We start from the raw sequence: 15,000 nt of genomic DNA, 5'->3' as shown, positions 1-15,000 counted from the left end.
GATTCCCGAAGCATTCCGGCATGCCGAAACAGACCCCGGAAGGGTGTCCAACACAGAGATGGATGCCGTCACACGACGGCGAGAAACGCTCCCCCGGAACCAACCGGCCCCGTGGCAACCTGATGAACAGTACGGATGCCGCCCGGAACTGTCAAACGGGTTCGCCCAGATCCGTCAACCTGCCGCCCGCGTCTGGCTGGTCGTCCTCCACCCGCCGCAGGACCCGGGTCAACAGCTCGCCGAGCACTTCCCGTTCCTGCTGAGACAGGTCTCCGAGGAGGTTCTCCTCGAAGACCGAGGCGCGTCGCATCACCTGGAGCCACTTCTCCCGCCCGGCGTCCGTGAGCCCGATGATGACCCGCACCCGGTTCTCCAGATCACGCTCCCGAGTGACGAGCCCCGCGGTCACCATGCGATCGATGCGATGCGTCATCGCCGCCGGGGTCAGGCCCAGACGGCGGGCGATGGTGCCCGGCCAGAGCTGGTACGGCTCGCCCGCCATCACCAGCTCCTTGAGCACCTCCCATTCCGGGTTGTTCAGCTCGAGCGTGGCCAACTGTCGACCGTAGGCGACGCCCATCCGTCGCTCGAGCCGGCTCAGGGCGTTGACGACCTGTTCCACCCGCGGGTCCAGATCGCCGTACTCACGCTGGTAGATGGCGATCTGCTCGTCCAGTGACGGCTGTCGGTCGGGCATGGGACGGAGTATGCCACGGAACTGATTCGACCTCGAAGCCTTGCCTTGTGTAGTGTTTAGCGTCGAACTTTAGCTCTGAAGTCTTCGGCGGACAGCGGCTCACTCCTTCCCCTGGAGAGGGTGGGGAGCGCTTCCCCTGTCCGCTGAGCCCCCGTGACCGACACCGCGGCCGTTGACCTCATCGGTCGACGGTGTGGTGCGCGTGTGACCATCCGAACCTTCGACGACCTGGGTAGGTGAGTGTGACCACGGCGATGGACGCGACCTTGCGCCGGATTCAGTTGGGCAACGCCCTCGCGGCGTTCGGCAGCGGCTTCACGGTGCCGTACCTCTTCCTGTACGTGGCCGAGGTACGGGCACTCGGCGCCGCGACCGCGGGTGCCGTGCTCGCGGTCTTCGCCGCCGCCGCGCTGCTCGTTCTGCCTCTCGTCGGTCGGATCATCGACCAACGAGGACCGATGCCGGTGGCCCTGGGCGGCGTTGCCGCGGCCGCGATCGGAGCGCTGGGACTGGGCCTGTCGGGCAACGCGTCGTACGTCCTGGTGTGCGCCGCCCTCATGGGTGGCGGAGTAGCGGTGGTACAGCCGGCGCTGGCCACGATGATCGTCCGGTGCTCGACGACGGCCACCAGGTCACGGGCGTTCGCGACCCAGTTCTTCCTCAACAACCTGGGCATGGGTGTCGGCGGACTGCTCGGCGGCCAGATCGTGGACGAACACCGACCCGGCACCTTCACCACGCTTTTCTGCGTGGAGGCGGTCATGTTCCTCGTGCTGGCCGGGGTGCTGACCGGGGTGCGGCTGCCGAAGGTGGCGAGCGTCGACGGCGACCCGCCGGACGACTCGCGCCAGCCGACCGCCGGCTGGCGACAGTTGGTCTCGCACCGGGCGATGCTTCTGCTCTGCGTCCTGGGCTTCGTGCTCTTCTTCACCTGCTACGGCCAGTTCGAGTCCGGGCTGCCGGCGTACGGCGTCGAGGTGACCGGTATCCCCGCGTCCACGCTGGGCGTCGCGCTGTTCGCCAACACCGCGACGATCGCGGCGACCCAGTTCGTCGTGCTCCGGCTGGTGGAAGGCAAGCGGCGCAGCCGGGTCATCGCGCTGGTCGGTCTGATCTGGCTGGTCGCGTGGTTGGCCGCCGGCTTCTCCGGCCTCGTCCCGCACGCGCAGGCGGTGGCCACCACACTGTTGATCTCGACGTACATGCTCTTCGGGCTCGGGGAGTCGATGCTCTCCCCCACCGTGGCACCGCTGGTCGCCGACCTGGCGCCGCGCCGCATGGTCGGGCAGTACAACTCGGCCTTCGCGCTGGTCAAGCAGCTGGGGGTGGCGGTCGGTCCGGCCGTGGGCGGCATCATGGCGGCACAGGGCGCGTTCACGGCGTACATCGTCCTGCTGGTCGGCGCGTCGTTGGGGATCAGCGCGCTGGCACTGTGCCTCGGTCGCCATCTCACGGCGGCGCAGGACAATCCGGCACGGGCGGCTGGTTCCACGGTGGTCGCCAGCTCGGCACCCGTCGTGGCGGATGCGCACAACGGCACGTCCGAGTCCGCCGCGGCCCCGGCACGCGCCACGGCGCCGGACCGCGAACGGTCCGTGGCGACGCTCGGCTGAGCGCCGCACCAGCTCCCGTCTTCCTCGCCGCCTCTTTCGTGCGCGAGGTCGTGCGGGAGGTCGCACGGGGGCGGGTGCACGTACGGCGTACGCGACTGGCCGACAGTGGTGGCTGTCCGGCTTCCTCGCGAACAGGTGCTCCCGTCCCCACACTTCGAGGCGGCCTCTCCCCAGGCCGCGTCCGCCAAGGATTCAGGAGCCACCGCGCTCACCTGCCCTGACCCGCCCGCGCACCGAAACCGACTCACGCGGGCCGGTCAGCTCGAAGAGCGGGAACGTTCCGACCTTGAAGCTGGAGTCCGTCTCATTCGCCCTGCGAGATCATGGCTGCCAGGTTGCACTCGGTGTGCAGGAAGAACGTGTGGTATCCGACCAGGTGACTGACGTCCTGCATGTCGATCTGGGCGACGTAGGTCATGGACTTCCCACACTTCGAGCACTCAGGGTAATGGGCGTCCTCCATCCATACGGGCTGGCCGCCGACTGCCGAGTGAACGGGATGGGGGCCTGCTCGGCGGTCGGGAACCATTCGTACGGTAGGAGCTTCGATCGCCTGGAGGTTCGTGCCGGGCTCAGCGGGAGCTGACAGACGAGCGGTCCCGTCCGATCCGACCTCGATGAACACCGTGTCGGCGTCAACATCGCATTGGTAGCAGACAGCCAGCCGAAGTCGCCCGACCCAACCGACGTGGGCCAGTGCCTCGGCGACCCGCTCGTCGGCGGTGTCCAGGTCCAACGCCGTCCACATCGGACCGCCACATCCAAGGCAGCGCTCGTGTCCGGACTCTGCGTCGTCTCCGTGTCCCCCCGCCCCGTCTTCTTCGGCCTCCAGGTAGTAGGAGGTGCTCCCGGCCAACTCCCGCACCTGGTTCCCGTCCAGCATCCAGCCGCCTTCCGGCATGTAATCGGCTGGGCCGACGCAGAGCTCGTCGGCACCGGGTGGCGGCTGCTCGCGCCAGCGCCGGAAGGCCGCCTCGGCGACCGGGCCTCGCGCCTGTGCCAAGGCCCGCAGCAGGTGATTGAGGCGTAGCCCGTCCTTGCAGCCAGCGTCGACCTTCATCACGAGGCCACGTTGAACCTCACTGTCGGCCGCGCGGTACAGCTTGGCCGGATACACCACGTCCGCGGCGAGCAACCGCGGGAGATGCGGCGCCAGCTCTTCCGGCGTGTCGTCCGCGAGATCCTCGAGTTCGTAGATGTCGCCATCGTGTTCGGCAACGGCCCGGGCGATGAGGTCATCCAGGTGGTGGATCATCCGTGGAACCTAACAACAGCCTCTGACAAGGCGCTCCCAACCCGTGGCTCCCGGGCCCGCTCTTCGACGGTTTGACGGTGCCGAGACAGTCCGCTCCCGGGCCAGGCCGCCCGCCCGCACCGCGCGTCGCGTGGGACCGCACGCACGCCTGGGGGCGGGCCCGCCGGGCCGGTCCTCAGTCAGCGGGCAGGGCGAACTCGCACCACACGGCCTTGCCTCCGCTCGGCGTGCGCCGGGAGCCCCAGGTCGAGGCGATGGTGGCGACGATCGAGATGCCGCGCCCCGCCTCGTCCACGGGCTCCGGCTGTCTCCGGCGCGGCAGGTGGTCGTCGCCGTCGGTGACCTCCACGATCAGCCGGCGGTCCGTACGTCGCAGCCGCAGCCGCATGGGCGGAGTGCCGTGCTGGAGGGAGTTGGCGACCAGTTCGCTGGCCGCGAGGACGCCCAGGTCGTGGAGCTCGGTGGCGAACCGCCAGGAGGTGAGCACTCCGGAGGCGAACGCGCGGGCGCGCGGCGCGGCTTCCGTACCACCGAGCAGGTCCAGTGAGGCGCCGCGGAACAACTCCGCCTCCGTGTCCGACCGCTCGGGGTGGTGGAGCACCAGCACGGCGACGTCGTCGTCGTGCTCGGCGGTGATCCGCATGGCGCGCAGCATCCGGTCGCAGGTCACCTGTGGTTGACCGGTGGCTCCCGCGAAGGCCCGCTCCAACTCGGTGATGCCCTCGTCGATGTCGGCGTCCCGGCGCTCGACCAACCCGTCGGTGTAGAGCAGCGCCGTCGAACCGGCCTCCAGTGGCACGGAGCCGGAGGTGTGCTGCCAGCCGCCCGTCCCGAGCGGCGGGCCGGTGGGCTCGGCGGTGGCCCGGACCGTGCCCTCCGCGTCCCGCACGAGGATGGGCAGATGGCCGGCCGAGGCGTAGTTGAGGCAGCCCTCACTGGGGTCGTGCACGGCGTACACGCAGGTGGCGATCTGGCTGGCGTCGATCTCGGAGGCCAGTCCGTCGAGGAGTTGCAGGACCTCGTGCGGTGGGAGGTCCAGGCGTGCGTAGGCGCGTACGGCGGTGCGCAGCTGACCCATCACGGCGGCGGCGCGGACGCCGCGGCCCATCACATCTCCGATGACCAGCGCGGTGCGTCCGGCGCCGAGGGTGATGACGTCATACCAGTCGCCGCCCACCGCGGCGTCCGTACCGCCTGGTTGGTAGGTGGCGGCCACACGAAGGTCGTCGGGCTGTTCCAACTCCTGCGGCAGCAGGCTGCGCTGGAGGGTCACGGCGGCCTGACGCTGGCGGCGCTCGCTGGAGCGGAGTCGCTCGGCGGACTCGACCTGGTCGGTGACGTCGGTGCCGAAGATCAGCACGCCGTCGTACTCGGCGGAGGTGATGGGCGTGCAGGTGAAGGTGTAGTAGCTCGTACGGTTGCGGCCCTCGATCCGGCGGGACTTGACGCTGCGGGGACGACCGCTGCGCAGCACCTGGTCCATCAGCGGGAGCAGGCCCAGCTCCTCGACCTCCGGCAGGGCCGTACGCGCCGGGGCACCGACCGAGCGGGGGCCGAACACCTGGGCCCAGGCGTCGTTGACGTACGCGATGCGGTGCTCGGCGCCGCAGACGACCGCCGCGAGCGCGGGGACCTGTCCGAGGAGGCCGTCCACCGGCAACGCGTCGATGCTGCTGAGCGCACCGACGGCGCGGGTCTCCTGGGAGGCGCCCGGGTCGTGTCCGGTCGACGGCTCGAGCGGTGGCTCGGGGGCGCGGCTGTGCGGGACCTCCGGGCTGTTCGTGCGTGGTTCGTCCGTGTGAGTCCCGTCGACGGGAGAACCGTCGACGGGAGCGCCGGGCGGCGCCGTGGTCGGCACCTGTGGGTTCGAGCCGTCCGGTCCGGCCTGTCCGCCCGACTCCCGCACGTTGCCTGAAGTGACGGCGCTGGCCGAGTCGCTGACGGGCCGGGACGCGCTCATGACCTCGTTCGCGGGACGTGAGGCGGCGTCCCGCAACTGCGCCGTCGCACCAGCGCCCGCGCCCGCTGCCGCGCCGTCCGCTCCACTGCGCTTGTCACGGGCGGCGGGCACGGCTGGCCCGCTCTCGGACTCCGAGCCGGCTGGCTGGCGCGGCGCCGTCGCCTGTCTCGCCGCCCGCGCGGCTCGACGCCGAGCGGCTTTGGGCAGCCGGGCGCTCCAGCGCGTGAAGTTCACGTCGTCCGATTCCTCGCGTTGGTCCTGTGGCGCGCGACCGGGTCGCTCGTCGCGCTGTTGCTGCTTCCGGCGCTGTTGGCCGTGTTGGTGTTGCCGTTCACGACTATCACTCTTCGCAGATACGTCCCCACCCATGGTCACACGTTCAGTGTGGCCCATGGCACTGACACCCGTGCTCCGACGCTCTCTCAGACGAGCACACGCGGCGGGAGGTTCCGTCAGCTCCGGTCAGCTCCCGCCCGTCCGGCGGTCCGTGCCGGCGGCCACCTCGAACTCGGCACGGGGGTGTTCGAGCGAGCCCAGGGACACGATCTCCCTCTTGAAAAGACCGGACAACGTCCACTCGGCGAGCACCTTGGCCTTGCGGTTGAAGGTGGGCACCCGGCTGAGGTGATACGCGCGGTGCAGCAACCAGGCAGGGTATCCCTTGAGCTTCCTGCCGTACACGTGGGCGACCCCCTTGTGCAGGCCCAGCGAGGCGACCGAACCGGAGTACGGGTGTCGGTAGTCGCTGAGTTCGGCGCCGTCCAGGGCCGCGGTGAGGTTCTCGGCGAGGCGGCGGGCCTGTCGTACGGCGTGCTGGGCGTTGGGGGCGCAGGTGGGCGTGGTGGCCTCGGGGTCCGGCTCCCGCGCCTCGGCGGTGAGGTCCGGTACGGCCGCGCAGTCTCCCGCGGACCAGGCGTGTTCGGTGTCGACCACCCGGAGTTGGGGAGTGCACCGCAGCCGCCCGCGCCCGTTCCGCGGCAGGCCGGTGGCGGCCAGCACGGGGTGCGGCTTGACCCCCGCCGTCCACACGAGGGTCCGGGCGGGGTGCCGGGAGCCGTCACTGAGTACGGCGACGCGCCCGCGGCAGCTGTCCAGCCGGGTCTCGAGGCGCACGTCGATGTTCCGCCGGCGCAGCTCACGCAGGGTGTACCGGCCCATCTCGGCGCCGACCTCGGGGAGGACGCGGTCGCTCGCCTCCACCAGTAGGAACCGCAGGTCCTCGGGGCGCAGGTTGTGGTAGTAGCGGCAGGCGTAGCGGGCCATGTCCTCCAGTTCGCCGAGCGCCTCCACGCCCGCGTAGCCGCCGCCGACGAAGACGAACGTGAGGGCGGAGTCCCGTACTTCGACATTGCGGGTGGACGAGGCGATGTCGAGTTGTTCGAGCACGTGGTTGCGCAGCGCGATGGCTTCCTCGACGGTCTTGAACCCGATGCCGTGCTCGGCGAGCCCCGGTACCGGCAGGGTGCGGACGACCGAGCCGGGGGCGAGGACCAGTTCGTCGTACGGGACGGTCAGCGGCGCTCCCTCCTCGGCGCTCGTGACGGTCTCGACGGTCGCCACTCGGGCGGTGTGGTCGACGGACGTCGCCTCCCCGACGATGATCCGGCAGGCGGGGAGTGTGCGTCGCAGCGGTACGACGACGTGCCGGGGTGAGATGGAGCCCGCGGCGGCCTCCGGCAGGAACGGCTGGTACGTCATGTACGGGTCCGGCGCGACCACGACGATCTCGACCTCGCCGCGTTGCAGTTTCCGTCTGAGCGTCTGCTGCAAGCGGAGGGCGGTGTACATGCCGACGTAGCCGCCGCCGACGACCAGAATGCGTACGGGTTCCTTCGTCACGTGTCCATGACGCACCGCGCGGCAGGGTTTTGTCCACAGGTTCCACCTGTTCGTATGACCGGCGGAACCACGAGGTCCGATTCTCCTGTCCCTCCGGAATGAGCGGTACGTGCCTGGTCAGCGGACTGGTCGCGCGATCCGGCGGATGCCGCAGAAGGAGCATCCGGGTCATTCAGCGCCGAGTGGTGAGGATACGGAGATGTGCCCTCTTCTCTCATGACCGTAGGTCAACTATCTTCGTCTGCCACGGGGGCGTCGTGTCGATGACCATTGATCGTTGGACCGCGTCACCGCCGACACGGACGGGGGTCTCCGGGGGGAGACATCATGACCGGGGGAACGATCATGCAGGTTCAGGCAGTCCAGGACACCACACGTGCCACGCCGTTGCGGGTGGACGCGCGACGCAATCTCGAGCACGTCCTGCGCGCCGCGCGGGAGGTCTTCGGGGAGTTGGGCTACGGCGCGCCGATGGAGGACGTCGCGCGGCGCGCCAGAGTCGGGGTGGGGACGGTGTATCGCCGGTTCCCCAGCAAGGACGTGCTCGTCCGACATATCGCCGCCGAGGAAACGGCCCGCCTGACCGAACAGGCACAGGCGGCGCTTGAGCAGGAGGGACAGCCGTGGGCGGCCCTGTCCCGGTTTCTGCACACCTCGGTCGCCTCGGGAGCCGGGCGGCTGCTGCCACCCCAGGTGCTGCGGACCGATTCCGTGAGTGGGACGGACGCACAGGCGGGGCTACCGGCGACGGAGGCACGGACGGGTGAGGTGCCCGAGTCGGGCGGGGGGACCGAGCCAGGAGGGGCGTCGGAGCCTCTGGACTCGCTCGCCCCCCTCGGGGACCCGGAGGGCTCGGTGCGGGTGCCGCACCAGCGCCAGGCCGTGGAGCACGAGCGCTCCGTGCTCCACGACGAGCAGTCCCTCCCGCGGTCCGGCGACGAGACGGGTTCACCGGGTTCACCCGACGTGTCCGCCGCCGGTCCGGCGTGGCCCGGCGACTCGGCACCGCAGGAAGCGCACGGGGCGGAGGACGAGACCCGGGCGGCGGAGTTGCTCGAGGTGGTCGGTCAGTTGGTGGCGCGCGCACGCGCGGCGGGACAGCTGCGGGACGACGTCACTGTCGGCGACGTCCTGCTGGTGATAGCGACGGCCGCGCCGATACTCCCGGACCCCTCCCAGCAGACCGCGGCGTCGACCCGCCTGTTGGAGATCCTGTTGGCCGGGCTGCGTTCCCCGGTGGCAGTTTCCGCTTGAATGCGGCGCTGAGCACCGGGAGTTGTTCAGGTGTCACGGTCAGCGAAAGCGCTTCGGGGGCATGATGCCAGACGGAAGGGCGAGATGAGCGGCGTCTGCCCCCAACACGCACCGGACGGGTGGTAACTGGACTTCTCGGGACACGGCGCGTCTTCCGTGTGGCACAGTGACCCCGAACTCAGCTGCGACAAGACCTGCGGGGACTCCAACTATGGGCGTTGACGGGCGGGGTGACTCGCACGGCGAGAGCGTCACCGGGCCGTACGGCGAGCCTGGGGGCGGAGAGGTGGCCGCCACGCCGGGCGATGACGCCGCGCCCACCGGGCCGGCTCATCACCCGGCTGACGATGGGGACGCTCCCGTCCAGGTCCCGGGGCAGGGTGGACCGCCGGCGTACGAGTCGGAGGCGCGGGGGGCGGGCGCGGGGGAGCAGGGCGGTGAGCCCGGCGGTTCCGGAGCCGGAGGCGTCCCGCAGCAGCGCACGGCAGGTTCGGACGCGGTGCGCCGGTCCGAGTCCGCGCCAGCGGATGCCGCCCAGGCGGATGCCGCGCTGTTGACACGTATGCGGGAGGGCGACAGTGAGGCGTACGACGAACTGTTCCGCCGCCATGCCGACGCGGTACGCCGTTACGCCCGTACGTGCTGCCGGGACGCGGACACCGCCGAGGACCTGACCGGCGAGGTGTTCGCCCGCACGCTCCAGGCCGTACGCCGCGGCGCCGGCCCCCGGACCGCCGTACGCGCCTATCTCCTCACCTCGGTCCGTCGGGTGGCGGCCGCCTGGGCGAAGACGACGAGACGGGAGCAACTCGTCGAGGACTTCGCGGTGTTCGCACAGTCGGCTGCCCGGGCGTCGACCGCTCGTGACGAGGACACCCTGGATCTCGGCGCGGATGTGCGGGCCATGCGGGAGGCCGACCGCTCCCTGGCGGTGGAGGCGTTCCGAAGCCTGCCGGAGAAGTACCAGACGGTGCTGTGGCACACGACGGTGGAGGACGCGAAGCCCAAGGACGTCGCTCCGCTGCTCGGTCTGTCGGACAACGCCACGGCCGTACTGGCGCACCGCGCCCGGGAGAAACTCAAGCAGGCGTATCTCCAGGCCCACGTCAGCCACAGTCTGACCTCGGGCGGAGACTGCGCGCGCTACGCCGACCGGCTCGGGGCCTACGCCCGTGGAGGCTTGCGGACCCGGGCCGAGCGCGGGCTGCGCAAGCACCTGGAGGCGTGCGCCCGGTGTCGTACGGCGGCGCTGGAGGTCACCGACCTGAACAGCCAGATCCGTATCCTCGTGCCGCTGGCCTTCATCGGTTGGTTCGGAGCCGCCGGCGGGGCGAAGGCGTTCGGTGCGCTGCTGGCCGGCGGTGGGGCCGCGGCCGTCGGAGGCGGTGCCGGGGCGACGGGCGGTGCGGTTGGTACGGCCGGTGGGGCAGCTGGGCCTGGTGGCGGCGCGGCGTCGAAGGGTCTCGGCACGCCGGTCAAGATCGGCATCGGTGCCGGCATCGCGACCGCCGCGAGCATCGCTCTCGCGCTGGCCCTCGTCGGGAACACGCAGCCGCAGGACCCGCGGGCGAAGCCCACACCTCCGGCGACCGTTCCCGCGCAGCAGCCCGAGAGACCGCCCGAGCCGGAGAAGCCCGCGCCGCCCGAGGAGCGCCCGGAGCCGCCTCCTCGACCGGCCCCGAAACCAAGCGCCCCCAAACCCAGCGCCCCGCCGGAGATCACGCCCAGCGGCACGCCCGAACCCACGCCGACCCCGCCGACGGAACCCACGCCGACCCCGCCACCAGAACCGGAACCGGAACCGACGAAGCCTCCTCCGCCGGAACCGCCTCCGCCAGCCAACTACCAGGTCAGCCAGCTTGAGTGGGCCGTGCTCGACGACCCGGAGGCGGACGAGCCCACGGTGCGCCTCGGGCGCGGCAGTTGGGTGTGGCAACGCGATCACCTGCGGATCGGCGGATCGAGCTACGACCACGGGGTGTCCGTCCGCGCTCCCTCCTCGGTCTTCATCGACCTCAACCGGGAATGCGTCGCGTACGACGCCCTGGCCGGTGTGGACGACTTGAGCGCCGGCGACCGAGGGGTCCGCTTCGCGGTGCTCGGTGACGGCGAGACGCTCTGGCAGTCACCAGTGGTGCGCCGTGGGGCCGCGCCGGAGGCCGTGCACGTCCCGCTCTCCGGCGTACGGACACTGCGGTTGGTCGTCGAACCGGACGGTCCGGCGGGCAGAGCCGCGCTGGCGGACTGGGCACAGTCCCGCATCACCTGCCGGTGAACGGCACGCTGGCACCGCGGGGAAACGCCACTGAGTGAACGGGTCGTGCGGGCTCGCGCCGGGGCGTTCCCGCCACACCGGTCACCGGTTCGGCCGGTTCATTCCCGCCCGGCCTGGCCCTGTCTCGGAGCGCGCAACCGCCCTCACAGCGCGGGACGTTGCTGTGCCGGGGTGACCCCGGCCGCAGCCGCGCGCTGCCGTGGCGCGGCGGAGCCCGTCCAGCAACTGCCGCGCCGAGCCAGCAGTCTCCGCAACCAGACCTCCGTGGAGACCAGGTCCGCGAGACCGTCCAGCGGCAGCGTCTCGCCGTTCGCCGCGGCGCGCAGGGCCTGACGTACGACCCGCGCCTCGATCAGCCCGGCGTCGGCGAGCAGCGGCGCCTCGAAGAGTTCGACCAGTTCCTCCACCGCCCGTCGCAGCCCCACCCGCGCGGAGGCGGCGTGTGAGGCGTAGGAGGGCGCGCCCCAGCCGGGGGGAACCTCGCGTACGCCGGCGCCCGCGAGAACCGCACGCAACACCGACGCTCGATGCCCTGGTTTCACCCGCGCCGATTCGGGGAGCTCGCGGCAGGCACGGACGACCTGGTTGTCGTAGAAGGGGGCGTGCAGCCGCTGGTTGCGGACCTCCGCGGCCTGTTCCAGCACCCGTTGGTTGGCGGCCTGCCGGGCGAGCGCGGCGCGGGCACGGCGTTCGCCGGGTCGCTCCATGATGGGTCGGGCCATGGCCGCCGCCTCCAGCCGCAGCGACACCTCCGCGAGTGCCTCGCCGGTCATCCACCGGGCGGCGGGCCCGGGCCTGCACCAGGCGAGCGCGGCCAGGGTAGCGTCCAGGGAGGTGACGCCGTTCGGTCCGGAGTCCCGGTCCCCGACCCCGCCCCCGTCGCCCGACGCGTCCTGCCCCGGAGACGTGAAACGTCTCTCCCGCAGATGTCTCGCCGCCTCCAGCACCCCATCCCGGTAGGACGTACGGGCGAGCCGGCGAGCCGCGCGGTACACCGTCGCCGGCACGACCAGCGAACGGCCCGCGCCGAGCCCGCGCTCGGCCCCCTCCGCACGCGCCAGCGCGGTCACCGGGCGCAGCAGGTGCCGGCGCTTCCGGTCCAGCAACAGGTCGGCGAGGCGCGCCGGATGCGCGTCGAGGACCTGCCGAGCACCGAGTCCGACGAGGTGGTCGGCACTCCCTGCGCTGAGCCGCAGGCGATGCCGCTCGGCGGTGATGAGGGCCGGCGCGGGCTCGTCGGTCAACGGTCCGCTCTCCAGGTCCGCGTACGGCAGCGCCTCCTCGCCTCCGGTGACGACGAGGTGGTGCAGACGTGGGTTCTCCGCGATCGTACGGGCCCGCTCCAGGTCGGCCTCGTGGCTTCCGGAGTCCGCCGTCCCGGCAGTCCCCGTCCCGGCAGCCGCCGAACCGCCTGGCCCGCGGCCGGAGGTCGCGCCGCGCGTGGCGGCGGTCAGGTCGTTGAAGGTGACCGCGAGCAGCCGTTCGCCGGCCTCGGTGTCCCCGGTGCCCATCACCGTGCCGGGCATGCCGGGCAGACCGGCGGCGAGGAGGGCCAGCGTGCCGGAGGCGGGGCCTCCGGACAGGTCGGCGCCGATGCCCGGAGCCGGACCGGTTCGTCCGCCGCGTGCCGCGCGTCGTTCGGCGGGCCCCATACCGGGCACCGGGCCGGGGTCGAGACGGTCGAAGTCGGTCTCGTACGCGTGCCGGGGTGCCTCCAACCGGCCGCGTACGGACGCCACCAGCGCGTCCCGCACCCCCGCGACGGCGGTGTCCGCGTCAACCGGCGGGGGCGCGGACAGGACGGAGGAGCCGGCCTGTTCGTAGCTGACGATCTCGTGGCTACTGCCGTCTCGCAGCACGAGGGCGTGCCCGGGCGGTACGCGGCGCACGCCGGCGTAAGGGGTGCCGTCGCCAAGCGCTTCGGGCGCGTCGGGGCAGGCGAGCAGGGCGGCCAGATGCGAGATGTCGAGGTTCGCCTCGACCAGGTCGGCCAGGGGCAACGCGGCCGTCGCGTAGGCGTTGCCGCCCGCCCACGGCGTGTGGAACACGGGGCGTACGCCGGCCAGGTCGGCGGCGATGGTGATGCGGCGGCCGACGTTCGCCACCGCCGTGTAGCTGCCCGGCCAGGCGGTCAGGTGGCGGAAAGCACCGCCCCGGTTGGTGTAGAGCCCGAGGCGCAGTTCCTCGTCGGTCGCGCCGCAGTGCCCGAGTACGGCGATCCGGTTGCCCGAGTCGGCCTGGATGACCCGTACTTCGTCGGGTCGCCAGTCCCCCACCGCCCACAGCGGATCGGGGCCGCCCCACAGGAGCTGTGCGCCGACCGGACGGACCGACTCGGGGCCGTACTCGCCGTGCGCCCCATCAGCGCCGTCGGGGCCATGGGCGCCATGGGCACCGTGGGCGTACGCCTCCGGGTCGTCGGAGCCGGGGACGGCTCCGTAACCCGGGCCGTAACCCGCGCCGTGATCCACGCCTCGGCCCGCGCCGTTCCGGCGTCCGCCGCCGTTGCGCCGGCCAGCGCCGTTGTGCTGCATGCCGCCGTACGGCCCCGCGGAGCTGCTCCATCCGACCAGCCATCGCATCGCCGCACGCCTCCGCCCGTCACGTCCCTGAGATCCCGGAGATCCCAAGGGTCAGCAGGTTCCGGGGCTCGCAAAAGCCCGATTGGTGCTGCTTCCAGTCACCGTTCACGCCCATGCTGCCACGAGAGCGACCGGACGGAGGCGCTCAAGGGGCGCATAAGTGTGTGAAGTGCGCCGCGAATGCGCGGCAGTTGGCGTGCCGGGTCGCCGGCACGGGCGGCTCTGGGCGGTCGTGCGGCAGGTCACCGCAGGTCAGGGAAGGCCGTCGTGGCGGACGGGAAGGATACCGACGAAGCTGCCCGGTGGACTCGCGCGAGTGCACGCGTGCTCCGATCGACCGGCTTCCGGGGGTTCGGCGTGTCAGCCTCCTGGGTAACGCGCCGCTGGCATATCCGGTCCGCGCTTGCGAACCGATTCCGAACCGCTCCCGGGCCGCCGTCGGTCGCCAGGCCATGCCCGGCGCTGGACGCCGGCCGACCCCCGCCCCAGGCGGCCACAGGTCCGTACCGGGAGGGCGGGTGAGCGGCAGGTGTGCGAGAGGCCACCACGGGGTAGCTATGGTGATTCGCCGCGCACGCATATGCCGGATGGGTCAACCGGCGTCATTCGGCCAAAAATGACGGTCCGGAGGACGGCTCGCCCTCCGGACCGTGCCGCCGCCCGCGGGGATATGGGGCGACGGCCTCCCCCGGCCCACTGGGTGCAGTTCAGCAGGCCGACCCACGCGACTCACATGGAATCGCGTCCGCCGAGGGTCGGCACAGAGCGCACGGACGGGCGCATGACCACACGCCGGGAGCACATGCCGACGGCTCATGGGACCGCCCGCGCCCGGGCCCGCACCGGTCACATGATTCCCGCCAACCGACACGGAGCCCCTTAACGCTTGGAATCCGGCGAACTACGCTGGGTCGCAGAGCTTTTCCGCACCAACGTGGACGGGGAGGCCCTGGCCGCGGTCACGCGTCGGTGTGGCTCGTCCGGAGCCTCGGCGTCCACCGCGGGCGACCGTCGTGTGTCAGGGGTGCGCATGTCCAGAGAGCCACGCGGGCCGAACGAGAAACTCGGCACCGTCCTCGTCCTCGCGGGAATCAGCAACGCGGGGCTCGCCCGCCGGGTCAACGACCTGGGGGCGCAGCGGGGGTTGACTCTTCGCTACGACAAGACGTCGGTCGCCCGTTGGGTATCGAAGGGGATGGTCCCGCAGGGAGCCGCTCCGCACCTCATCGCCTCCGCCATCGGCAGCAAGCTGGGCCGTCCGGTCCCGCTGCACGAGATAGGTCTGGCGGACGCCGACCCCACCCCGGAGGTCGGCCTCGCCTTCCCACGGGACGTGGGCGCGGCCGTGAAGTCCGCCACCGACCTGTACCGGCTGGACTCCGGCGGGCGGCGCGGTGGCAGCATCTGGCAGACCCTGGCCGGCTCGTTCGCGGTCAGCGCGTACGCCACCCCCACCTCCCGGTGGCTGATCGCGCCCGCGGACAGCACGGTGGCGCGCGGGCCGGAAGCGGCCCGTGCGGCGGCG

At 71.8% G+C, this 15,000-nt stretch carries 8 protein-coding genes and 1 pseudogene; 4 read left to right on the top strand and 5 right to left on the bottom strand.

Annotated elements, in window-relative coordinates; translation table 11 throughout:
• Positions 1-151 precede the first annotated feature (151 nt).
• A complete protein-coding gene (locus AN216_RS20720; protein WP_070198210.1) occupies positions 152-697 on the bottom strand; it encodes a MarR family winged helix-turn-helix transcriptional regulator in 546 nt (181 codons plus the stop codon).
• A gap of 254 nt (positions 698-951) precedes the next feature.
• Between AN216_RS20720 and AN216_RS20715 the strand changes: the two genes are divergently transcribed.
• Positions 952-2,310, top strand: coding sequence for an MFS transporter (locus AN216_RS20715; RefSeq protein WP_079166797.1), 1,359 nt, complete (start codon positions 952-954; stop codon positions 2,308-2,310).
• 304 nt (positions 2,311-2,614) lie between these two features.
• Here the strand turns inward: AN216_RS20715 and AN216_RS20710 are convergent, their stop codons facing one another.
• From AN216_RS20710 to AN216_RS20700, 3 genes are all read right to left on the bottom strand, one after another.
• On the bottom strand, positions 2,615-3,565 hold the full coding sequence (locus AN216_RS20710) for a hypothetical protein (RefSeq protein WP_070198208.1): 951 nt from the start codon (positions 3,563-3,565) through the stop codon (positions 2,615-2,617).
• A gap of 175 nt (positions 3,566-3,740) precedes the next feature.
• Entirely contained in the window at positions 3,741-5,525 is a 1,785-nt protein-coding gene (locus tag AN216_RS20705) for an ATP-binding SpoIIE family protein phosphatase (RefSeq protein WP_420855779.1), read from the bottom strand.
• A 462-nt stretch (positions 5,526-5,987) separates the two neighbouring features.
• A complete protein-coding gene (locus AN216_RS20700) occupies positions 5,988-7,364 on the bottom strand; it encodes an NAD(P)/FAD-dependent oxidoreductase (protein ID WP_338059273.1) in 1,377 nt (458 codons plus the stop codon).
• Between the two features lie 327 nt (positions 7,365-7,691).
• Here AN216_RS20700 and AN216_RS20695 point away from each other — a divergent pair, with 327 nt between their 5' ends.
• Together AN216_RS20695 and AN216_RS20690 are read left to right on the top strand one after the other, a co-directional pair.
• Entirely contained in the window at positions 7,692-8,618 is a 927-nt protein-coding gene (locus AN216_RS20695; protein WP_070198206.1) for a TetR/AcrR family transcriptional regulator, read from the top strand.
• 211 nt (positions 8,619-8,829) lie between these two features.
• Positions 8,830-10,893 (top strand): sigma-70 family RNA polymerase sigma factor, encoded by a 2,064-nt coding sequence (locus tag AN216_RS20690; protein ID WP_070198205.1) that lies wholly within the window; start codon positions 8,830-8,832, stop codon positions 10,891-10,893.
• A gap of 143 nt (positions 10,894-11,036) precedes the next feature.
• On the opposite strand, the gene AN216_RS20685 is transcribed toward AN216_RS20690, so the two are convergent.
• On the bottom strand, positions 11,037-13,475 hold the full coding sequence (locus AN216_RS20685) for a macrolactam cyclase family protein (RefSeq protein WP_107402051.1): 2,439 nt from the start codon (positions 13,473-13,475) through the stop codon (positions 11,037-11,039).
• 1,030 nt (positions 13,476-14,505) lie between these two features.
• On the opposite strand from AN216_RS20685, the pseudogene AN216_RS20680 reads away from it, so the two are divergent.
• A pseudogene (locus AN216_RS20680) lies at positions 14,506-15,000 on the top strand (sporulation associated protein); the annotation flags it as partial.

This window comes from Streptomyces oceani, assembly GCF_001751245.1.
GTDB lineage: Bacteria > Actinomycetota > Actinomycetes > Streptomycetales > Streptomycetaceae > Streptomyces > Streptomyces oceani.
The sequence above is the reverse complement of the archived record's forward strand: the minus strand, read 5'-3'. Positions and strand labels throughout refer to the sequence as shown.

Bases quoted from the DNA above. Each gene is read 5' to 3' on its own strand.
- AN216_RS20720 (WP_070198210.1), bottom strand. From the start codon at position 697: ATGCCCGACCGACAGCCGTCACTGGACGAGCAGATCGCCATCTACCAG.
- AN216_RS20715 (WP_079166797.1), top strand. From the start codon at position 952: ATGGACGCGACCTTGCGCCGGATTCAGTTGGGCAACGCCCTCGCGGCG.
- AN216_RS20710 (WP_070198208.1), bottom strand. From the start codon at position 3,565: ATGATCCACCACCTGGATGACCTCATCGCCCGGGCCGTTGCCGAACAC.
- AN216_RS20705 (WP_420855779.1), bottom strand. From the start codon at position 5,525: ATGAGCGCGTCCCGGCCCGTCAGCGACTCGGCCAGCGCCGTCACTTCA.
- AN216_RS20695 (WP_070198206.1), top strand. From the start codon at position 7,692: ATGACCGGGGGAACGATCATGCAGGTTCAGGCAGTCCAGGACACCACA.
- AN216_RS20690 (WP_070198205.1), top strand. From the start codon at position 8,830: ATGGGCGTTGACGGGCGGGGTGACTCGCACGGCGAGAGCGTCACCGGG.
- AN216_RS20685 (WP_107402051.1), bottom strand. From the start codon at position 13,475: ATGCGATGGCTGGTCGGATGGAGCAGCTCCGCGGGGCCGTACGGCGGC.